Genomic DNA, 22,176 nt, shown 5'->3' with positions numbered 1-22,176 from the left:
AAATGAAGTTTAGATCAATCCAGTCATTAGAATTTTAAATCTCTTATGAAAGGGCGGCAAATTATACATTAATTAATACGAAGGTCTCTGTGTTTTTAGTGTCAAAATACCTACCTTGCGACTATAATATCTGCCAATTGAGCATGATACGAGTTTACTCCCACTAATTTTGTTTTTATTACTATGCTTTTAAACCCCAATAAAACGATGTAAACAGTCGTAATTTATTTTTTGGCTATTGTCGCTATATGTGCATTTATACACCCCGGAGAAACAATGAGTAATTTAAGCTTGAAAAACAAACTGTTGTTGTTAGCTATTTTGCCCTTAATGCTACTTTTGATCAGTTTAATGCTGAGCTCTTATTATTTAGAGAATAAAAATCAGCAGCAAAATTTTGAAGCATTTCAAACTAAGTTAATAAGTGACAAACAAACGCTATTAAGCACCGAAATTGAAATTGCTAGCAAAATTGTTCGCTATCAATTAGCGAGTGGCTCTGAGCAGGATGCTAAAAACGCTTTAAGAGACTTGACGTTTGGCCAAGGTGGTTACTTTTTTATATATGATACAAATGGCGTTAGTGTTTTTCATGCATTATTAGGTGATGCTATTGAAGGGCAAAACAAAATAGGGATGACAGACCCTAACGGTAAAAAAATCATAGTAGGTTTACTGGAGCAAGCAAGAAAAGGCGGCGGGGCTTTTAACTATCATTTTCAAAAACCAAACACGACAGGTCTAGTTGAAAAAATGGGCTACGCAGCAATGATCCCCGGCACAAACTGGATGATTGGCACTGGCGCATATATGGATGATATAGACGCCGAATTAGTTAAATACCAAACGACAATGCAAGAACACATGAATGATAAAGTAATGACATTATTATTAATTGCTTTATTTTGGGTTGTTTTAACAATTATATGTGCGTTAATTGCCGCAAATACAATGGTAAAACCAATACAGCGTATGGCGCAAAGCCTTGACGATATTGCCAAAGGCGAAGGCGATTTAACTAAGCGTTTAGATATTGATACTAACGATGAAATAGGCCAACTTGGCGAAGCATTCAATATGTTCGTAAGTAAGTTACATGGCATTATTGCTAATGTGGTTGATGTAACACACGATGTGAAAACAGCTTCTGGTGATATAAATACACAAACACGATTAATTGAAGACAAACTACTTAATCATAATCACGAAACAGACTTGGTCGCGACAGCAATTACCGAAATGTCGGCTACTTCTCATGAGGTGGCACAAAATACGAACCAAGTGGCAGAGTCAACCCAAGCGGCAACGCAAGAAGTTGCTAAAGCGCAAGAGTGTGTTGATATTTCACTCAGTGAAGTATCTAACTTAATGGGCGAGATAAACTTAGCCGCTAAACAAGTTGATTCACTAAGTGATCAATCTAAAAAAATTAATAGCGTACTAAGTGTAATAGGCGGAATTGCTGAGCAAACAAACTTACTTGCACTCAATGCTGCAATAGAGGCTGCGCGAGCGGGCGAACAAGGCCGGGGGTTTGCAGTTGTTGCTGATGAAGTAAGAAGTTTAGCTAGTCGTACTCAAGTTAGTACGCTAGAGATTAGTGAAATGTTGAGCGAGCTACATAATTTAGTATCAGATGCAGTAGCCGCAATGCAAGCGAGTCAAAATAGCTGTAACCGCTCAGTTGAATCGTCTCGTGCTATTTCAGAAAGTTTAGGTGCAGTAACAAGCTCGGTTAGATCAATTAACGATATGAGTACGCAAATTGCGACTGCAGCACTGGAACAAAGTAGCGTTACAGAAGAAATAAACCGTAATGTATTCGCCATTCAAGAAATAGTTAATGAGTTAACTATTTCAAGCAAAACCACCTCTACAGTAGGTCAGCATTTGGCTGCTCGTGGCGAGAACTTAGGCCAGCTTGTTGGGCAGTTTAAAATTTAACAAAGCTTAAAGCTATATAAAATAAAGCCGCAGATTGCGGCTTTATTTTTTGGCTTAGTTTTAGCTGTTTAATTTTTATAAAAATTATTGAATTTTTTGTATTTGCTAAGGTCTATCTGCATGCAAATATATCTACTATAGTGAAATAGCCATGAAAAATATGCCATCAATTAAACACTGCACTCGAGAAGAACTGGCACCAGAGCAAGACTTGGGGCGTTTAGTGTCTTTTTTACGTTCGAGATTAGCCACTCATGTCGATGCTAAATTACTCCCTATGGATTTAACGTCAGCGCAATATATTGTGGTAGTACTACTTGCGAGAAAGTCGGTTAATACGCTTGCTGGATTATGTGAGTATATGGTTTACGATCGTGGCGCTATGAGCCGTTTACTAAATAGGCTTGAAGAAAAGGGGCTCATTATTAAAACACAATGTGAGCTTGATAAGCGCTCAACTATTTTGTGTTTAAGTGAAAAAGGTAAAGTCCTTTGTCCAGAAATAATGCCAGTAGTAAATGAAGTATATGCTCAAGCATTAAGTGGTTTTTCAGAACCTGAAAAAAACCAAATAATAGACTTACTCTTCAAAGCTATAAATAACCTCGATTCATTACCCGAAGTAGCCCCTCACAAATAGATTATCAATAAAATAGCGATACTGTTTCAATAGAAAGTTAGCGTGCAAATTAGCTGATCTGATTGTGCGTAGAATCTAATTTTGGTAATATAGTTGCCTAGGCAATTAGTGTTATCATCTTGTTAGGTTTGTTATGATTGAAAATAATTTGTTAGTACAATTACAGCAGCAATATCCAGAACATACTTTTATGCAACATCACTTAAGTGTTGTTCATAAGGGGCGTTTTGCTAACGCGATTGTGTATCGATATAAAGATGATGAATTTGATTTAATCGTTAAAGATTTTAGCCAAAGCCCGTGGCTTATTCGCAAAACATTTGCGCGACTATCTGTAAATCAAGAATATAAAGGATTGAGCCGATTAGCTGAGCTTGACGCTGTTGCTAATCGCTTTTGTAGGTTATCGCCGATAGCTGTGGCTTATAACTATATTGAAGGCACGCCACTGCGCTCTTTAATTCATGAAGACAAAACACTACCTGTTAACTTTTTTAGCGAGCTTGAGCGCCAAGTAGCAAAAATGCACCGCAAAGGCATCGTGCATTTAGACTTACGTAATATGGGTAATATTTTATGCGGCGCAGACGGTAAACCTTATTTTATTGATTTTCAGTCAACCATTAGCTTTTCGCGTTTTCCGCGTTGGTTGCAACGCTTTATGCGAGGCTCTGATATGTCGGGCGTATATAAAGCATGGAATAAACTAGGCGATCAACCTTTGCCACAATCTAAACAAGACTACCTAGAACATTTTAATCACGTGCGTAAGCGCTGGATTTTTAAAGGCTACCCAATACAGCGTGGCTATGCGTGGGGCGCTGCACTTATTACTCAATTTGTAGATTCTGACTTAGTACGAAATATTACTGACAGACTTTAATTTAAAGCACAAACCGTAATTTAAAAACACCTAGTTCATTGTGTGATTTTGCCCATATTAGCCTGGCTAATATGGGATTTTTTTTGATTGTCATTAATCCATTTGGTTTGCTTATTTGTTGTTTAATCCCTCAAAAACAATTCCTTTTACTGTTTTTTTAATTTTTTAAAATAAATATTAGTACTGCATTTAGTTTGCCCATACAATGCGCAAAAATAGCCTGCGTATGCTTAATAAGTTCACGTTTTTTCTGCAATTTTTTATTGTTCAAGTAAACTATAAGTAATGTGCGCTTTTAAATTTTAAGGTTTTAAGATGATTGAGTATCCGGTAGACCAACTTCCACAGCTCATAAATGATTTACTGCAATGCGATACAACAGAACGTAAAAATAAGTTATTAGCAGATGCGCAGTTAACGCTTTCTACAGAGCACTTGTCATTACTTTTTGAGGCGATACCAAAAGAGCAACGACTAGAAATATGGCAACTGCTTGACGAAGACACACAACACGAAATCTTTGTTAATTTAAGTGATGACAGCTGTTTGTGGTTACTGCAAACACTAGAGGACACTGATGCCTTTAAGCTTCTTGACGAAGTTAATGTAGAAGAGTTACTGGAACTTGAAGAAGTTATACCAGAGCGATTTGTTGAGTATGCAAAAAAACAACTCGATGAAGCGCAAACCAAGCAATACGACTTGGCGCAGCAATATCCGCCAGAGCAGCTTGGTCACTGGTTAGGTTTTGATTTTTTAAAAGTATCGGAAAAGCTAACCGCAGGTGGCGCTAAAAAGCTTTTACACAAAGGTTTGCCACAATACAGTGAGGTTATTTATTTAGTAAGCCGTAAGGGCAGCTTAATAGGTGAGGTTGCGGTTAACGATTTAATTAAAGCGAGCGATACCGACAGCTTAATGACATTGGCGAATCATGACTTTTCATCGCTCCATGCTGATGATGATTTATATGAAGCAGCAGAAGTGGTGATCCACAGTGAAAAAATGGCACTGCCAGTGGTTAACTCTGACAATAAATTACTCGGACGATTAACCATTGCCTCTGCGTACGAATTACGCCAAGAGATTGCTGACGAAGCAGCCGCTAAAGCCGGTGGTTTACGTGAAGACGAAGACTTGTTCGCAAGTGTGCGAAAAAGTGCTAAAAACCGGGGTATATGGTTAGGTATTAATTTAGCGACTGCGTTTTTGGCGTCGTGGTTTATTGGTTTATTTGGCGCAACTATAGAGCAAGTTGTAGCACTCGCTGTATTAATGCCAGTGGTTGCTTCTATGGGCGGCATTGCAGGAAGCCAAACATTAACAGTTATTGTGCGTGGTTTAGCGCTTGGACAGGTTACAGATTCAAACCGCAATGCGTTACTAAAAAAAGAGCTACGTGTTGGCGCTGTAAATGGTTTGGTGTGGGCATTTGTAATAGGCCTACTTACCTTCTTATGGTTTAACGATTTAATGCTCAGTATTACGATTACGGTAGCCATATTATTGAATTTAGTGGCCGCGTCACTAGCAGGTGTTGTTATTCCGTCTATTTTAGACAAAATGAAAATTGATCCTGCGTTATCTGGTTCGGTAATTTTAACTACCGTTACCGATATTGTTGGGTTTGTCACCTTTTTAGGTTTAGGCAGTTTATTGCTTTTATAAGCCTTATACCAATTCGCTTAATTAAGTGAATTGGTATTACTAACAGGAAAATACAATGACCTTTGAAGTCATGATTTGGTGTGCAATTGCTTTGTGTATTTCACAATCGGCAATATTTTCGGGCTTAAACTTAGCATTTTTTTCACTAAGTAGACTCCAGCTCGAAATGGAAAGTACAAAAGGGAACGAAGCGGCCATAAAAGTGATGGCTCTTCGAAACGACTCTAACTTTTTATTATCGACTATTTTATGGGGTAACGTAGGTATTAATGTACTGCTTACGCTACTTTCTGATTCGGTATTAATGGGCGCTAGTTCGTTTTTATTCTCAACCATTGCGATTACTATTATTGGTGAAATAACGCCGCAAGCTTATTTTTCTCGTAATGCACTTAAAATGGCGAGCCTGCTTTCGCCGCTAATTAAGTTTTATCAGATTCTGTTTTATGTAGTTGCGAAACCAACCGCTTTAATACTTGATGCATGGTTAGGTAAAGAGGGGATTACGTACTTTGCTGAAAGTGAGCTCAGAGGTATTATTCGCAAACACATAGAAGCAGAAGAAGCTGATGTTCAACATGTTGAGGGTATAGGCGCGCTTAACTTTTTTAGTTTAGATGAAATAAGCGTAACTAAAGAAGGGGAGATAATTGATCCTGATTCTATTATTGCACTGCCGACTAAACTCGATTTACCTATTTTCCCAGACCTTACATTAACGACTGATAATGAGTTTTTACGAAAACTACATAAGTCTGGTTACAACTGGGTGATCATTACTAATGAAGATGGTTGGCCTTTATTGGTTGTTGATGCAGACGGCTTTTTACGCTCAGCGTTGTTTGAGCCAGATACATTTGACCCGTATCATTATTGTCACAGACCTATAATTGTTGCTGACGAAGCGATGCGATTGAGTGAAGTGATTTTAAAAATACGGGCTAGTCATTCTTTAGATAAATCGTTTGATGGGGCCATTGATCACGATGTGGTATTGGTGTGGAGTGATGTAAAGCGCATTATTACTGGCGCTGATATATTTGGTCGATTGCTCAAAGGTATGAGCGCACCAAAGCTCGAATTGCATGAAAATACAGAGAACAAAAAGCCGCAATAGCGGCTTTTTGTATTTAACGGATATATGGAAGGCTTACGCCCAACCTTCGTAGCGCTTACGACGCGACAGCACTATCGTTAAAATAATACCTAAAAACAGGCCTAAAAATGCAATAGCACCACCGTAAGTAAGTAGCTGGCGTTTCTCTTTTGAACTCGCTGCTTCTTTTTGAGTACGCTCTTGCTCTAGCGTTGTTTTAAGTTTAGTGATTTGAGCAGATAACTGTAGGTTTTTATCAGTTAAGGTTTGGTTTTGCTCTTGCAGTTGCGGAAGTTCTACCTGAGCTTGGCGTAGCTTTTCTTGCATGGTGCTCATTTCACTGCTTAGTGTTTTGTACTGTTGGTGTAAGCCTGCCGTTTTAGATATAAACTTAGTTTCTATCCAACCTTCACGGTCTTTATCATCTTTAATTTTTATAAAGCCGTTTTCTTCGTTTGATAACAAGGTTAACTTTGTTCCCGCATCTACAGAGCCGAGTAGTCGATAATTTTTACTCGCACCAGATCGCATAAAAGTATATAGATTATCGATAATATAAGCGGTGTTTGCATTAGTTGAACTTGCAGGTTGTGCTTCTTGTGCATAACTCATAAATGTGGCGGCTGTTAAAAGTAGCCCTAATAAACAATGTTTTAGCATTTATCTACCTTGTTGATCTAGCTGTGTCCGTTATGAACGTGGTTTTATTTCACATAAGTAGCTAGATAGTATGGATTATATAGCTCAATAGCAAGACTGATATTGTAACCCAGCTAAGGCTTAGGTATTAGGGCCTGTTTATTTTTCGAGGTTGAATTTGCAGCAGACTGTTTGGTATTTAGGCAAGGCAGGGCCTATGTAGTGTGGTTATTCCCCATAAATAGGCGATAACGTAGCATAAATACCAAACATGCGCTGCCCGAAGGGTTCTACCTAGGGACAATTTACTCTTTGTTGCTCGGTTTTTACTTAGCCCACTAGGTTACAAACCTCGCGCCGAGATTAAACCGCCCCTAGATTGAACAAATTTTAATCCTGAAAGGTCAACAGGCCCTAAATAAGGCTAAAAAATTTGCATTGTTAAGGCGCTTTGTTTATTTTGAGCACTTATTTATTTTAAAGGTAATCCGCAAACCGAATGGATACTGAGATAGAACTGAAATTTTTGGTATCAGATGCCGTTATTCCACTGATCCCCTCATTAATTACTCAATTTGCAAAAACGGTGAAGAATAAACCGTCACGCAGTTTACAAAATGCATACTATGACACGCCAAGCCGAGAGCTTAGAGCGCTTGATATTGGGTTTAGAACGCGTTGTTCTGACAGCGAATGTGAGCAAACTATAAAGCTTGCCGGTGAAGTTGTAGGTGGTTTGCATCAGCGTCCTGAGTACAATTTACCAATTGAATCAAGTCGCCCTAATTTAATGGCGTTTGATGCTGATATTTGGCCTCATGGTATGCAAATAAGTGCGATTTCAAAAAACTTGTATCCAATATTTAGTACTAACTTTATTCGTCGTACTTGGTTAATTGAAACCGAAAGTGGCGCTAAAATTGAAGTCGTACTCGATAAAGGTGAAATTGCAGCTTCGGGTAAAATTGAAATTATTAGCGAGCTTGAAATTGAGCTTGTTGAGGGCAGTCGTAATGAGTTATTTGCATTTGCGGACGTACTTGTTAGCCAAAACTGTATTCGTTTAGGTTTATATTCTAAGGCTGCTCGTGGTTATCGTCTTGCTGATGAAACACCTTTAACGCCGAGTAAGTCTATTGGTTTTGTTCAATTACCAAAGTCGACGACTCAAGAACGCGCTTTAATTGAGGCCATGAACTTTGGTATTCGTTTTGTACAAAAACACGAACAATGCTATTTCGATAAGCCAAGCTTAAAAACGCTTAAACGCGTAACTGACGGCATTAGTTTAATTCGTCATACTTTTTGGTTGTACGACGATATAGTATCCAAAGAAAGCACAGATCACTTACGTACAGAGCTTAAATGGTTATTAAGCGAATTAGCGTGGGTAGAAAACGCGATTCAATTAAAAACGTACACGTCTAAACGTCATGCTTTTTATAAAAAAATTAATGCAGCGCCAGCACTTACTCAAGTAATTGGTGATTTAAAAGAGTTACAGCCAAGTATTGACGATATAAATGCACTGTTTCATAGTGCGCGTTATAATCGTTTATTACTGTCGTTAACTACCTGGTTAATCGATAAGCAATGGCGTAAAGACTGGGGGCAAACAGAGCTTCAAGCAGCTGAGCAAAATGTGTCGTCGATTGCGAGTAGGCTTTTTAATAAAGACTGGAAAAATCTACACGAATTACTTCCAAAAGAGCAAACGCTCGATGTCGCTTCGTATTTAAACCTGCGCACTCAACTTGAAAATAGTTTACTGAGTGGTAACTGTTTAGGATCGTTATTTGATAAAGAAGAACGCCTAGAGTTTAGATTACCATGGCTTGATATTTCCCATGGTATTTATGAGTTAAGCACGCTTGAGTATTTAAAACAGTTATGCGCTGGGCAAGAAGATGAGCAGCTTGCTAAAATCCAATCATGGCTTGAGCAAAAGTCTGAATATTTGGTTAGTGCCATGGAGCAAAGCCGTTTGGCTTCATTGGACATAGAACCTTACTGGCAAAAATAAATGATGCACTTTTGTAATAAAATTCAGTTGCAAAAGTGCTTATTCGTTATTCTTTTATTAGTTAGTTTTAACACTTACGCTGAGCCAACATGGCATTTGTATAAAAACAAAAATGGCGTAAGTGTGTATTATCAAAGCCACAGTGATAATACCTTTGAAGTAAAAGCGCAGATGAGCGTGAAAGATGTATCTACCAATGAGTTTTTAGAGTTACTTAGCGATACCGATGCTGCACCCCAATGGCTCGAAAATGTATCTCAGGTAAAGATTATTAAGCACATAAGCCCATCAGAAAATTTAGTGTACAGTTATTTTAATTCTCCTTGGCCTGTTAGAGATAGCATTACTCATTCTTGCTATTCACAGTTAACTGCAAATAAGAGCCAATTGCTTATTAATGCTCGCCCTAATGAGCTGCCCCAAAATGATGGTGTTATAAGAATTACTACTTTAAATGCACGCTGGCTACTCAGTGAGGACAAAGGCCGCCTTGATATTGAATACCAAATATATGCTTTGCCTGATGGGGCAATACCTACTTGGCTAAGCAATAAGGTTGGATTGAAAAGTACTTACAACACATTTATGAATTTGCACCATATGCTCACACATAAAAAATACACTCCAAAACTACCTGTAATCAAAGCCGGTCAGTGCTAAATATAGAATACATAATAATTTTATGGTGTGTTTAGTAGTCTTTAACTACGCTTAAGCAATAATGACACGCTATTAATTGGAGAATTGATGAAGTATTTAGTGGCTATATTATGTTTTATGCACAGTTCACTCTTATTTGCTCAAGAGTATACCTTTGGTGTAGTGCCGCAATATGAGCCGCAAAAGTTAAACGCGATTTGGCAACCTTTGTTAGAGCAAGTAAGTAAGCAAACAGGGGTATCAATAAAACTAATTACAGTTGAGTCCATTCCAGTATTTGAAAAAGCCTTTGCTAACGGCGAGTACGACTTTGCATATATGAACCCATGGCACAGTGTTATAGCATATGAGCAGCAGGGATATTTGCCACTAATAAAAGATGCAGGGCGAAAGCTGCAAGGTATTTTGGTAGTAAATAAAGACAGTGGTATTGATAATTTAAGTCAGCTTGAAGGCGCCGAAATAGCATTCCCTGCACCTAATGCATTAGGTGCGTCATTATTAATGAGAGCTGACTTAGCATTGTTATACGACTTGAGCATAAAGCCTGTATATGTCCAAACCCACCCATCGGTATATTTAAATGTAGCACTGCACTCAACAATGGCAGGTGGTGGCGTAATGGGTACGTTTAAGCAACAGCCTGAAAGTTTACAAAGTAAGCTTAAAATTCTTTATAAAACACGTGAAATTAGTCGTCATCCAATTGTAGCCCACCCAAGGGTTGACCCTCCAATACAGTTAAAAGTACAACAAGCTATTTTAGACATTGGGCAAAGCCCAGAACATAAGCATTTACTTGAGGGTATCCCGATTATTAACCCTAGTATTGCAAATTTAGCTGAATATCAGCAGCTAACACAATGGGGGCTGCGCTCATTTTATGTTGAAAATTAGAGGGTTTCGTAGCTTAAGGGCACAAAGCTTTATTGTTGTATTGATATGTGGCTTGCTTATGGCCTGTCTTTTCATATTTTATGCACTGCCTGAGCAAGCTAGATGGGTGAACGATGACTTGTCGAAGGCTGCTCAGCGCTCTTTAGCTCAACTATCAACGTCTATAACTACGCCCTTATTAACTAGGCAGTATGCAGAATTGTATGAAGAAATAGACAGTCAACTACAAACTCGGCCTAATTGGAAAAGTATTAAAGTTGTTGATATTGATTCAAAAAACCAGCTCTACCCACTTGATAATTGGGTTGGAGCAAATGAAAACGGCGATATGTTGTTATCTCAGCAAGTGATTTTTTTAGATAAACCGCTGGCTAATATTAGCTTGGTTGTTAATTTTACGAATGAAATAAACGAATCTTCAAAACTTCATTACACCCTAATATATATACAATTTATTATTTTAGTTATTGTTTTTATTGGCTTAGCTTGGCTGGTGGATTACAGGGTTACATCGCCTTTGAGGACGCTAAAACAGGGGTTTTCACGCTTAGCAAAAGGCGACTTTGATTGCCATATAGATAAACAGCAACAAAACGAAGTGGGCAGTGTAATAAGTGCATTTAATAACATGGTTGATGAGGTTGCTAATAACCATCAAAAATTGAATGTATTACGTATTCAAGCAGAGTCGGCAAGTAAAGCTAAATCAGACTTTATGGCCAGTATGAGCCACGAATTAAGAACCCCATTAAATGCAATTTTGGGCTTAGCCCAGCTGTATGGATATGATGAAAGTGCAAACAAAGTACAAAAAGAAAACGCGAAAAGCATTTATCAAGCCGGGGAACATCTATTATTACTTATAGACGATGTACTTGATTTAACGGCTATTGAGTCGGGTAATATGCAGTTTAGTTTTTCTTATGTGCCTATTAAAAGCGTATTAGAGGAGTCTGTAGAGCTCGTCACTGAGCTTATTAAAGGACAATCAATAACGTTGAAAACACAAGGGTTTGAGTCCTTAGAAGGGCTAAGGGTTTATATTGACCAGCGCCGCTTTAAACAAGTGATGCTTAACTTGCTTTCAAATGCGATTAAATACAACAAACCAAACGGCAGTATTAATATTAATTGCCGGGTATTAAGTAATAAACAGTGCGAAATAGATGTAATAGATACAGGATGTGGATTTGCTCCAGATGATATTTCTCGCTTATTTAAACCCTTTGACCGTTTAGGAGCTGAAACCAGTAAGGTAAATGGTACAGGTATTGGTTTAGTAATAACTAAGCAACTGGTAGAGCGGATGCAGGGGTCTTTAAATGCACAAAGTGAGCAGCACAAAGGCTCTTGTTTTACACTAAACTTTAACAGCTTCGATCAAGCGGACTTGCCAGCACAAGTGCAAGCTCCTCAAATAACACAGCAAAGCTTAGATACAGTCACTCTTCCTACGCTTGAGGTTTTAGTGGCAGAAGATCAGGTTACAAATCAGCAAGTATTAAAACAGCAATTAACCATGCTTGGAGTGTGTTCTACTTTTGTAAGTAATGGGGAACAAGCCTGGGAAACTCTGCAAAATAAACACTTCGATATTTTACTAACCGATATTCAAATGCCTTTACTCGATGGGTTAGGGTTAGCTAAAAAAATACGCGAAGACACCCGTTTTGATGAACTTATCATAATTGCAATTACTGCCAACATTACCAAAAACAATATAGATAATTGTTATAGTTGCGGAATGAACGGCTTTTTAACCAAACCCATTGAGCTTGTTAAATTAAAGTCGTTATTGATGGAACATTCGCAAACAATAGTTAATACATGCTCAGAAAAGCCAGATACTGAAAGTATAGCTTCAGATAGTTTTGACCAACTCGATATTACGCTGCTAAAAGCAATGCTTGGTGATGACCCAACAGTCCACTGCATGGTATTTAATGCGTTTTTACAAACAGCAGGAGAGCAAATTAAATTGGCTAATGCGTATGCCAAGAGCAAAAACTATGTTGACTTAGCTTTTCAGGCACATGCCTTAAAGTCGTCGTCAAAATCGGTAGGGGCTATTAAACTGGCTGATATATGTCAGCAGATTGAAACGCATGCAGAAAATGAATCTATTGATAACAATGAAATGCAAAGTCTCGAGACCTGCTTTAACGATGTTGTTACTCAGCTTAAAAGTTACTGCTTAAGATATGAAAAACGCACATAAAAAATGGCTCATAAAGAGCCATTTTATTTATCAATATTTTAATATTTAGCCGCTTGCCCTTCTTTAGGTAAAGCGTGCTCTATAAAGTTACGTAAATCATTGTTAGAGCTTTCTAAATCAGCATGGCGAAGGTACATCATGTGTCCACTTCTGTAGCCTTTAAAGCTCAAACGATCTTTCATCTTACCGCTTGGATCTAATTGCCATAACGTATATTTAGCGTCAAAGTAATTGGTTGCACCATCAAAGTATCCTGATTGAATCATCACGTTTAAGTAAGGGTTTTGCGCCATTGCTAAGCGCAGGTTTTCGCCCGTATTGTTACCGGTTCTATCCCACGGATGAACATTACCAAATAAATTATATTTTACGTCTGTTTTATAGTTTAGCTCTTCACGCAAATAATGATTAATTGCAGGAGTAAAAGAGTGTAACCATGAGGTAAGTTCAGCCCAGTAGTCAGGAGATTCACCTGCGTCGCGTTTATCCATTCCTAAATAACGAGAATCTAAGCGACCCACAGTTTGACCACGTTCACGTAGTAGCTCTTTCCAGAAAAATTGAGTTGGAACATCTAAGTTATTTTGCTCAACAAATTTTTCTGATAAGCCTGCGTAGTGCGCCATCTTTGTAATTATGCGACGTTTTTCATCAGCGTTAATAAAACCACCTTTAGCAAGCGCTGGAATTAACTCATTTACAGTAAACTCTTCAACTTCAGGTAATAACTCGTCTAGGTCTTTAGCTTGTAAGTCGGCTTTAAGTGCTTTGTGATACCAAGCAGTCGCTGCAAAGTAAGGTAGGCGGTTAGCTGCTTTAATTGGGCCGTCGCGCTTAATACCAATATCGGTAGGTGATACCAGTACAACACCGTTTATATACATCCACTGACTATTTTGAAGCTCATGAGCAAGGCCTGATACGCGTGTTGTACCGTAGCTTTCACCAATTAAAAACTTAGGTGAGCGCCAGCGCTCTGCTCTATTTACAAAGGTATTTAGCCACTCAGCAAGGTATTTAATATCGGCATTAACACCAAAAAATAGCTCTTTTTGTTTTGCTTTGGAAGGAAGTTCGCCTTTGTCGTTTTCAAGTACGCGAGAGTAGCCTGTATTTACTGGGTTTACGTAAACAATATCGGCAATATCAAGCACAGAGTATGGATTGTCTTTTACACCATAAGGTTGAATAGGATAGCCTTCGTCATCAATTTTTAATACGCGAGGGCCAGTATAGGCAAGGTGCATCCATACGGAGGCCGAACCAGGCCCGCCATTAAACGAAATAAGTAATGGACGAGTTGTTCTGTCGTCAACTTTGTCGCGGGTATAATAGGTGTATTGCAGCGTCGCAACTGCGTCGCCTTTATCATCCCATACAGGTTGTGTGCCTGTGGCTACGGTATAATTAAAGCGTTGGCCATTAATTTTAGCTTTATGTTGGGTAACTACTTTGCTATCTACATCAATACGACGCTGGTTATCGGCAAGTGTGCTTGTACTAATTATTAATGCAATAACGGTTATCGGTAAACTGATAATACGACTAAGCTTCATTAGGTGTCCTTATTATTGTTGATACACCATTAAAGACATTAATGAGTTAAATAACAAAAGTATTGAGACTAGTTGCCGATAATACTAGTTAAGTAAAATATAAATGCGCTTAGAGACGGGCATTTATCACTTTCATAGTTATTTTGAATTTGGTTTCTTTATTTAGTTAATTACAAAATTCAGGTATATTGCGGGCCTGCTTGTATTGATTTTATATACAAGCTATCACTAATAAAATCTAATGGATTACGCTTTCAAGCACATCAGTGCACTCTACACCGGATGTTTATAGACAAATGCTATTACCGTAATAGCGTTGTATTTATTGTTTTGTTACTAAATTAATTAAAGGTAAAGAGAAGCTTTATGCAAAGAGTATTAGTGGTTGAAGACAGTAAAGTAGTCCAGCAGGTACTTCGACACTTAACTGCACAATACCTTGATGTAGCAATTGATTTTGCCTGGTCTTTAGCTGAATGCGCAACCTATGTAGAAAAGCACGATTATACGCTTGCGTTAGTTGATTTAACTCTGCCCGATGCTCCGCACGGTGAAGTTGCAAAATATACTTTATCTAAAAAAATTCCGACGGTCGTTTTAACCTCCAAAATAGATGAATACAAGCGCCAACAAATGCTTGAATTAGGTGTTGTTGATTATGTTATTAAAGATAATCGTGATTCTTACCACTACGCTGTAAAACTCGTTGCTCAATTACTAAGAAACCAAGGCTGTAAGGCATTAATAGCGGATGATTCAATGCTGAGTCGCTCGTTAATGAAGCAAATGCTTGAAAAGCAATTGTTCGATGTAACAGATGCTCACGACGGCCAACAAGCACTCGAAATATTAAAAGCTAATCCTGATATAAAGCTACTTATGACCGACTACGCTATGCCCTCTATGGATGGCTTTGAGCTGGTTAAAGCGGTGCGTAATTTTAGAGGCCGAGACGACTTAGCGATTATTGGCTTGTCGGGTGCCGGGAAACATGGCCTATCAGCGCGATTTATTAAATACGGCGCTAATGACTTTTTAACAAAGCCATTTATGAATGAGGAGTTTCATTGTCGAGTACTTCAAACAATGGAGCAGCTGTCGCTGATTTCAGATATTAAGGAAAGTGCACATAGGGATCATTTAACAGGGCTTCATAACCGACGCTATTTTTATCAATATGCAGAAAAGCTTCTTAAAGGTAAAAATCAGAAAAATACTCTTGCATTGCTTGATATCGATTTTTTCAAAAATATTAATGATACGTTCGGCCATGAAGGCGGCGACCAAGCCTTAAAGCAGGTTGGTTCTTTAATACGATCTACATTTTCAAACTTTACGGTTGCACGCGTTGGCGGAGAAGAGTTTGCCATAATATTACCTGAAATAGAGCTAGAACGCGGTCGCGAATATTTTGAAGTATTTAGAAAAAAGTTGGCTAGTTACGATTTTTCTATTAGCGATAAATCAATTAAAATTACTACAAGTATAGGCTTGGCAGACTTTCAAGACACTAGCTTAACGCAGGCAATGCGTGTTGCTGACAAAGCATTATACGAAGCTAAAAGCCAAGGTAGAAACTGCGTGGTATAGCCTTTCTTAATAAAGCGAGGTACGCGATAAATATATATAGATATATCACGCACCAATGTAGCTGACTTGTTAAATTAACGCACCTAATTGGTGCGTTTTTTTTGTTGTTGAGTTTATGACTTATACTAACTTATTGTTTTTAAATGTATAAAAATAGTGGCACAAAGGTTGGATTGTTTAACCCAACAGGATAACAATAAAGAGTCCGAGGGGGCCGCTATGAAAATGATTAGTGCAATCATAAAACCATTTAAATTAGATGACGTGCGTGAAGCACTCGCTGATTTAGGAATTGAGGGGATGACAGTAGTTGATGTCAAAGGTTTTGGACGTCAACGAGGTCATACTGAGTTATATCGTGGTGCAGAATACCAAGTAGATTTTATTCCTAAGATCAAACTTGAAATTGCAACGCGTACTGAAAACTGTCAACGCGTTGTGGAAGCAATCACTAAAATTGCATCAACGGGTAAAATTGGTGACGGTAAAATTTTCGTATACGACTTAGATCAAATTGTTCGTATCCGTACTGGCGAACTTGACGAAGAAGCAATTTAAGGGGGTCTCATGGAAAATACAATAATAGAACTAAAATTTTCACTCGATACCTTCTATTTTTTAATATCAGGTATATTAGTAATGTGGATGGCAGCAGGTTTTGCCATGTTAGAAGCGGGTTTAGTTCGCTCTAAAAACACAGCTGAAATTTTAACTAAAAATGTCGCGCTGTATTCAATTGCATGTACGATGTTTTTATTAGTTGGCTACAACATTATGTATGTAGACAATGCCGAAGGTGGTTTTATTCCTTCAATAGGCGCTTTAATTGGCACACAAGCTGCTGATGCTGACCATTCTTTAGAATCTGACTTTTTCTTCCAGGTAGTATTTGTTGCAACGGCTATGTCGATTGTATCGGGTGCTGTTGCTGAGCGTATGAAATTGTGGGCTTTCCTAGGCTTTGCTGTAATCCTAACTGGTTTTATTTACCCTATTGAAGGTTACTGGACATGGGGTGGTGGTTTCTTATCTGAAATGGGCTTTGTTGATTTTGCAGGTTCTGCAATTGTACATGGCGCAGGTGCAGCCGCAGCATTAGCAGGTGTATTAATCCTAGGTGCTCGTAAAGGTAAATATGGTAAGAACGGTGAAATATACCCAATTCCAGGTTCAAACTTACCACTTGCTACACTAGGCACATTTATTTTATGGATGGGTTGGTTTGGCTTTAACGGTGGCTCTCAATTACTACTTTCTGATAAAGAAAATGCCACTGCGGTAGGTCAAATATTACTTAACACCAACGCTGCTGCTGCAATGGGTGCTATTGCTGCACTGTTTGTATGTAAAGTACTTTGGGGTAAATCAGATTTAACTATGGTATTAAATGGTGCATTAGCTGGCTTAGTTGTTATAACAGCAGACCCACTTTCGCCTTCACCATTAATGGCATGTTTACTTGGTCTACTTGGTGGTGCACTTGTTATATTTAGCATCATAGCACTTGATAAAGTTAAGATTGACGATCCAGTGGGTGCTATCTCTGTTCACGGTTCATGTGGCGCATTAGGTATTATGTTAGTACCACTAACCAACGGTGATGCAAGCTTTGTTAATCAGTTAATTGGTCTACTTTGTATTGTTGGCTTTGTATTTGTAGCATCATTTATTGTTTGGACTGTGCTAAACAAAACAATGGGCATACGAGTAACCGAAGAGGAAGAGCTAAACGGTATGGATCAACACGATTGTGGTATTGAAGCCTACCCAGAGTTTGTTTCTGTTCGAAACAGCTAATAGTTTTTAAATAATAGTGTGTTTACATAAAGCTCTATTTCGGTAGAGCTTTTTTTGTTTCAGGGGGGGTTAACTTTTCGGATGTTAGGCTATGCCCTATATGCTAAGCTCACTCTCGTGAATAACCCTTGGAATAAATTACACTTAAATGGCCGATAATAAAAAAACACCTACCAGCAAACCTGCAGCTAAACGTGCAAGTAAATCGTCAAGCACGACAAAAAAAAGCACATCAAAGGGCAGTAAAAAAACAGTTAAAACCACTGTTAAACGCTCTTTTATGAGAAAAACATGGTCGGTTTTTTGGAAGTTGAGCTTAGCCGTTTTTATTGCTATGGCGATGTACTTTATTTATTTAGACTCAAAAACAACACGTATATTTGAAGGCAATAAATGGCAGCTTCCAGCGCAAGTGTATGCTCGTTCTATGGCGTTTTATCCGGGGCAGTTTTTATCAAGCCAAGAGGTTGTATTTGAACTTGAGCGTTTAAATTATTCATCCGTTAATAGATTGAGCCGAACAGGGCAGTTTGTTAAAACAGCAGATAGCATTAAAATTTACCGTCGTGATTTTGAATTTTATGATGGCCTTGAAAAATCACATATTATTGAACTTCGCTTTGCAGGGCAAAAAGTTGCAACCATTAAAGATAAGTTTGGTAGGCGCTTAAACTCTGCTCGCCTAGAGCCTGTGCAAATAGCGCGTATTGGTAACGACTCTAAACAAGATAGAGAATTTGTACCGCTAGATAAGTTTCCTGCAATGCTAAAAGATACCCTGCTGGTGGTTGAAGACCGTAATTTTTATGAGCATCATGGTGTGTCGGTGTTTTCTATTTTACGCGCGCTTTATTCAAATATTAAAGCGGGGCGCACCGTTCAAGGTGGCAGCACACTTACTCAGCAACTAGCTAAAAACATTTACCTAACGCGTGAGCGTTCTTTAGTACGAAAAATAAATGAAGCCTTTATTGCCCTTATTTTAGATTACCGTTATTCAAAAGATCAAATATTAGAAGCTTACTTAAATGAAGTATACCTAGGGCAGTCATACAACCAAGGTGTGCACGGCATGGGCCTTGCGTCTGAGTTTTATTTTTCAAAGCCGGTAGACGAGCTTGAATACGACCAAATTGCGTTGCTGGTGGCTATGGTTAAAGGTCCATCTTATTACAACCCACGTCGTTATAAAGAGCGCACAATGGAGCGCCGAGACTTAGTGCTTCGCCTTATGGTTGAAAACAAGCTACTTAGCACAAAAGAGTACCGTGCATCGCTTAATCGCCCAATTGATATTGCGCCAATGAAAGCGAGTTTACAAAAATCATATCCAGGTTATTTAGAGTTAGTAAACAGAGAACTAAATGAATTATTGCCAGATCAGCAAACACTTGATGCAGGCGTAAGAGTATTTACTTATTTTGACTTACAAAAGCAAACAGCAATGGAGGAGTCTATTGAAAAGAGCTTACCGTACCTGGAGAATCGTCCTAGAACCGAAAAACTAGAAGCAGCCATGATATCTGTTAATGTAGAAAAGGGCGGTGTATCTGCACTTGTTGCAGGGCGCGATGTTCGTTATTCAGGGTTTAACCGTGTTTTAGATACAAAACGTAATATCGGCTCGCTGGTTAAACCAGCTGTGTATTTAACCGCCTTGCAATTACCACATTATAATTTAGCTACTTTGCTTGATGACTCGCCAGTACAGGTTACAAATGAGCAGGGAAAAGTGTGGCAACCAGAAAATTTTGATCATAAATACCGTGGAGCAATCCCTCTTTATAAAGCATTTAGTAACAGTATTAATATTCCAGCGGTTAATTTAGGCCTCGATGTAGGTGTTGATAAAGTCGCGAAAACACTAAAAGGATTAGGCGCTAAAGGGGCGATAAACGAATACCCATCGTTGCTTTTAGGGGCTGTTGAAATGTCGAGTTTTGAAGTTGCTCAGCTTTATACGACAATTGCTGCAGATGGCGAATATAAAAAGCTCACTGCAATTTCGGCATTAACTGACTCGGTTGGTAAAGTACTTTATAAGCATAAAGTAAATGCAGAGCCTCGTTTTGATAAATCTGCAATGTATATGACTAAATACGCGATGAAACGCGTAACGAAAGACGGCACTGCTAAACGCTTAAATTTACACTTCCCGTCAATCCAACTAGCAGGTAAAACAGGGACTAGTAACGATTTACGTGATAGTTGGTTTGCAGGCTTTGATCAAAATACAGTGACTGTTGCGTGGCTTGGTCGAGACGACAACAAAAGCACGGGGTTAACAGGCAGCGTAGGCGCATTAGAAGCGTATATTCGTTACTTAAAGCCACTTAACCCACAAGCAATAGCTGATACGCGTCCACCATCAATTCGCTGGGCATTTGTAAATGAACAAACGGGTAAGCAGGCACCACCAGGATGTGGCAAGGTGATTCAGCTACCGCTTAGAGCGAGTGAGTTCGAGCCAAGACCACAATGTATTCGTTAATTTAAGATTACTTTAAACAACAAAGCCGCTTATTTAGCGGCTTTGTTGTTTAAAGTATAGTTAGCGTAATTATACCAATCCGTAATAATACTTAATCAATTTGAGGGGTTAAATCTGACGTTAACTACGTTAAAAATTTCTGATATAGAACAACTAAATAACGAAATTTTTGCCTTGTTATCGACACGATTTTCTTCCCTCAAAATAGATCACTTAATTAAGCGTATTGGTATTAAGATTTAAAAAACTGCATCGATTTAGTTAAATCATCGGATAAGCGACTTAGCTGTTGTGCATCTTGCAGCGTTGATTGAGCTGATGTTAGCGTTTGATCTGCTAAATTACTCACCTCTTGCGAATCATTCAATGCTTGTGTTGTCGCATTTGACTGCTGTTTAACACGCTCTGCAATAACTTCACCCTGATGTTTAATATCACCCATGCTTTGTTCTGCACTTTGCAATACATCATTAGTTTGGTTGGCTGCTTTTACTGATTGCTCCATTTTTTCAACACTTGAGCGCATTTTTTGCTGAGTGTCGTCAGATGCCTGTTGTAAGGAACTAATAATTTGGTGAATTTCTTGGGTTTGCGTTTGTGTACGCTGAGCAAGTGTTCTTACCTCATCAGCTACAACGGCAAATCCACGACCATGCTCGCCAGCGCGTGCGGCTTCAATAGCGGCATTAAGTGCAAGCAAGTTTGTTTGATCGGCTATTTCACTGATCCCTTTGCTAACTTTGCTAATTTCTTGGCTATCTTGCGCTAGCTTATCGAGTGCTTGCTGGCTTTCTGCAAATTCAATCTGTAGGTCTTGCATGTATTTAGCAAGCTCCATTGTATTGTCTGAACCTTGTTTTACATGCATTGCAGCATCTTGCGCGGTAAGTGTTGCTTGGTGCGCTGATTCTTCAACTGCAAGTGCGTTTTGAGCCATTTCACTTAAAGCATTATAAATAGCGTTTACTCGGATTTGCTGTTTTGAAACATCATTACTTGTTTGGCTACTCGCATGTGATAGCGATTTAGTTGCACCACATAGCTCTTCTGTACTTGCTTTAACATCAAATAATAAATGTGAAAATGCGTTAAGTAATGCGTTGTAGCGCGATGCAATAATTCCCATTTCATCATTAGTGCTCGAATCGATAGTTGCATTTAAGTCACCATTCGCGGCTCTATTCGCTGCATCAGCAAAGCGATTAATGGTATCAACAACTGCAAAATAAAAACCAATCATCAAATAAAATGCAAATAACAAACTGATCAATGAAGCGGCTAAAACAAGGTTTCGTGTCCACTGTTGAGTTTGCAGTTTTGCTTCAATAAGGCTCTCAAGTGTTGGAATGCTCTTACTAACAAGTTGATTAATACTACTGTGAACGTTGCTTGTTAGCTTAGTAAACTCTGCTTGAGTTAATAGGATATCGTCCGGCTCAAGTAGTTTTTCATCTATCGCTTTTTTGAATGCACCAACAGCACTGTGTAAATTAGTTAACGAAGGCATGAGCGCTTTATTTACTGATTTATCTGCATTGGTGGCTACATTAAGTATTTTATCGAGTTGTTTTTCGTATAAAGGAAGTGACTTACTAAAATTTGAAAGTGCTATAAATGTATCTGGCGTAAAACGATTACTTGCCAAAACAGTGTTTGCGCTTTGCGCTGTCGAGTTTATTTGCATTATAAGTGCAGGAATTGGGGTAACTAAAGAGCGGTTTACATAAGCACTAGCTAACTGACTATCTAAGGCTAGGTTTGACTGAATAGAAACAAGTTCGAGTACTTCATTTTCTTGATCGTTTTTTATATCAAAACCGAGTGAGCGGGCTATTTTTATATTTTGATTTATATCACCTTGCATCAAGTTTGAAAGTATAGGTCTGTAGCCTTTTAAGCCTTGTTGCTGCATTTTTGAAACAGTAATACTGTCACTTAATAATGAGACTAAAAAAAACAAACTAAGTGCAAGAGGAACGAGTAAAATTCCAAACATTAAGCTGATTTTAGTTTTGTATTTTAAATTTGCCATTAGCTGGATAGCGGGAAAAGAAAATTGACGTAATCCTGACAT

The 22,176-nt window shown here is 38.4% G+C and carries 16 protein-coding genes; 13 read left to right on the top strand and 3 right to left on the bottom strand.

What is annotated here, in order from left to right; translation table 11 throughout:
• Positions 1-276: 276 nt before the first annotated feature.
• From GQR55_RS07895 to GQR55_RS07875, 5 genes are all read left to right on the top strand, one after another.
• A complete protein-coding gene (locus tag GQR55_RS07895) occupies positions 277-1,944 on the top strand; it encodes a methyl-accepting chemotaxis protein (RefSeq protein ID WP_166420153.1) in 1,668 nt (555 codons plus the stop codon).
• Positions 1,945-2,095: 151 nt separating this feature from the next.
• Positions 2,096-2,584: a MarR family transcriptional regulator gene (locus GQR55_RS07890; RefSeq protein WP_166420152.1), complete on the top strand. Its 489-nt coding sequence runs from the start codon at positions 2,096-2,098 to the stop codon at positions 2,582-2,584.
• Between the two features lie 133 nt (positions 2,585-2,717).
• On the top strand, positions 2,718-3,467 hold the full coding sequence (locus GQR55_RS07885) for a serine/threonine protein kinase (protein ID WP_166420151.1): 750 nt from the start codon (positions 2,718-2,720) through the stop codon (positions 3,465-3,467).
• A gap of 315 nt (positions 3,468-3,782) precedes the next feature.
• Positions 3,783-5,135, top strand: coding sequence for a magnesium transporter (locus GQR55_RS07880; RefSeq protein ID WP_166420150.1), 1,353 nt, complete (start codon positions 3,783-3,785; stop codon positions 5,133-5,135).
• Positions 5,136-5,190: 55 nt separating this feature from the next.
• Complete coding sequence (locus GQR55_RS07875; protein ID WP_166420149.1) at positions 5,191-6,252, top strand: CNNM domain-containing protein; 1,062 nt, start codon at positions 5,191-5,193, stop codon at positions 6,250-6,252.
• A gap of 33 nt (positions 6,253-6,285) precedes the next feature.
• Here the strand turns inward: GQR55_RS07875 and GQR55_RS07870 are convergent, their stop codons facing one another.
• Positions 6,286-6,891, bottom strand: a complete 606-nt coding sequence (locus tag GQR55_RS07870) for a TIGR04211 family SH3 domain-containing protein (protein ID WP_166420148.1) — start codon at positions 6,889-6,891, stop codon at positions 6,286-6,288.
• Between the two features lie 478 nt (positions 6,892-7,369).
• Here GQR55_RS07870 and GQR55_RS07865 point away from each other — a divergent pair, with 478 nt between their 5' ends.
• From GQR55_RS07865 to GQR55_RS07850, 4 genes are all read left to right on the top strand, one after another.
• Complete coding sequence (locus tag GQR55_RS07865) at positions 7,370-8,893, top strand: CYTH and CHAD domain-containing protein (RefSeq protein WP_166420147.1); 1,524 nt, start codon at positions 7,370-7,372, stop codon at positions 8,891-8,893.
• On the top strand, positions 8,894-9,553 hold the full coding sequence (locus tag GQR55_RS07860; protein WP_166420146.1) for an START domain-containing protein: 660 nt from the start codon (positions 8,894-8,896) through the stop codon (positions 9,551-9,553).
• A gap of 87 nt (positions 9,554-9,640) precedes the next feature.
• A complete protein-coding gene (locus tag GQR55_RS07855; RefSeq protein WP_166420145.1) occupies positions 9,641-10,450 on the top strand; it encodes a phosphate/phosphite/phosphonate ABC transporter substrate-binding protein in 810 nt (269 codons plus the stop codon).
• The gene (locus GQR55_RS07850) at positions 10,437-12,668 is read left to right on the top strand and encodes an ATP-binding protein (RefSeq protein WP_166420144.1); all 2,232 of its coding nucleotides are present in this window, start codon (positions 10,437-10,439) and stop codon (positions 12,666-12,668) included. Before GQR55_RS07855 ends, GQR55_RS07850 begins: the two co-directional genes overlap by 14 nt.
• Positions 12,669-12,706: 38 nt before the next feature.
• Here GQR55_RS07850 and GQR55_RS07845 read toward each other — a convergent pair whose 3' ends face one another.
• Entirely contained in the window at positions 12,707-14,224 is a 1,518-nt protein-coding gene (locus GQR55_RS07845) for a carboxypeptidase (RefSeq protein WP_166420143.1), read from the bottom strand.
• A gap of 366 nt (positions 14,225-14,590) precedes the next feature.
• Here GQR55_RS07845 and GQR55_RS07840 point away from each other — a divergent pair, with 366 nt between their 5' ends.
• From GQR55_RS07840 to mrcB, 4 genes are all read left to right on the top strand, one after another.
• A complete protein-coding gene (locus GQR55_RS07840; protein WP_166420142.1) occupies positions 14,591-15,814 on the top strand; it encodes a response regulator in 1,224 nt (407 codons plus the stop codon).
• Positions 15,815-16,033: 219 nt separating this feature from the next.
• A complete protein-coding gene (locus GQR55_RS07835; RefSeq protein WP_004587162.1) occupies positions 16,034-16,372 on the top strand; it encodes a P-II family nitrogen regulator in 339 nt (112 codons plus the stop codon).
• A gap of 9 nt (positions 16,373-16,381) precedes the next feature.
• Complete coding sequence (locus GQR55_RS07830; RefSeq protein WP_166420141.1) at positions 16,382-17,611, top strand: ammonium transporter; 1,230 nt, start codon at positions 16,382-16,384, stop codon at positions 17,609-17,611.
• A 148-nt stretch (positions 17,612-17,759) separates the two neighbouring features.
• Positions 17,760-20,102, top strand: coding sequence for a penicillin-binding protein 1B (gene mrcB, locus GQR55_RS07825; RefSeq protein ID WP_166420140.1), 2,343 nt, complete (start codon positions 17,760-17,762; stop codon positions 20,100-20,102).
• Between the two features lie 232 nt (positions 20,103-20,334).
• Here mrcB and GQR55_RS07820 read toward each other — a convergent pair whose 3' ends face one another.
• Complete coding sequence (locus GQR55_RS07820) at positions 20,335-22,176, bottom strand: methyl-accepting chemotaxis protein (protein ID WP_166420139.1); 1,842 nt, start codon at positions 22,174-22,176, stop codon at positions 20,335-20,337.

The organism is Pseudoalteromonas sp. Z1A8, assembly GCF_011378855.1.
Taxonomy (GTDB): domain Bacteria; phylum Pseudomonadota; class Gammaproteobacteria; order Enterobacterales; family Alteromonadaceae; genus Pseudoalteromonas.
The sequence above is the reverse complement of the archived record's forward strand: the minus strand, read 5'-3'. Positions and strand labels throughout refer to the sequence as shown.

Coding starts and splice junctions, on each gene's coding strand:
- GQR55_RS07890 (WP_166420152.1), top strand. CDS start 2,096: ATGAAAAATATGCCATCAATTAAACACTGCACTCGAGAAGAACTGGCA.
- GQR55_RS07830 (WP_166420141.1), top strand. CDS start 16,382: ATGGAAAATACAATAATAGAACTAAAATTTTCACTCGATACCTTCTAT.
- GQR55_RS07860 (WP_166420146.1), top strand. CDS start 8,894: ATGATGCACTTTTGTAATAAAATTCAGTTGCAAAAGTGCTTATTCGTT.
- GQR55_RS07820 (WP_166420139.1), bottom strand. CDS start 22,176: ATGTCAGGATTACGTCAATTTTCTTTTCCCGCTATCCAGCTAATGGCA.
- GQR55_RS07840 (WP_166420142.1), top strand. CDS start 14,591: ATGCAAAGAGTATTAGTGGTTGAAGACAGTAAAGTAGTCCAGCAGGTA.
- GQR55_RS07865 (WP_166420147.1), top strand. CDS start 7,370: ATGGATACTGAGATAGAACTGAAATTTTTGGTATCAGATGCCGTTATT.
- GQR55_RS07880 (WP_166420150.1), top strand. CDS start 3,783: ATGATTGAGTATCCGGTAGACCAACTTCCACAGCTCATAAATGATTTA.
- GQR55_RS07870 (WP_166420148.1), bottom strand. CDS start 6,891: ATGCTAAAACATTGTTTATTAGGGCTACTTTTAACAGCCGCCACATTT.
- mrcB (WP_166420140.1), top strand. CDS start 17,760: ATGGCCGATAATAAAAAAACACCTACCAGCAAACCTGCAGCTAAACGT.
- GQR55_RS07845 (WP_166420143.1), bottom strand. CDS start 14,224: ATGAAGCTTAGTCGTATTATCAGTTTACCGATAACCGTTATTGCATTA.
- GQR55_RS07885 (WP_166420151.1), top strand. CDS start 2,718: ATGATTGAAAATAATTTGTTAGTACAATTACAGCAGCAATATCCAGAA.
- GQR55_RS07855 (WP_166420145.1), top strand. CDS start 9,641: ATGAAGTATTTAGTGGCTATATTATGTTTTATGCACAGTTCACTCTTA.
- GQR55_RS07895 (WP_166420153.1), top strand. CDS start 277: ATGAGTAATTTAAGCTTGAAAAACAAACTGTTGTTGTTAGCTATTTTG.
- GQR55_RS07875 (WP_166420149.1), top strand. CDS start 5,191: ATGACCTTTGAAGTCATGATTTGGTGTGCAATTGCTTTGTGTATTTCA.
- GQR55_RS07850 (WP_166420144.1), top strand. CDS start 10,437: ATGTTGAAAATTAGAGGGTTTCGTAGCTTAAGGGCACAAAGCTTTATT.
- GQR55_RS07835 (WP_004587162.1), top strand. CDS start 16,034: ATGAAAATGATTAGTGCAATCATAAAACCATTTAAATTAGATGACGTG.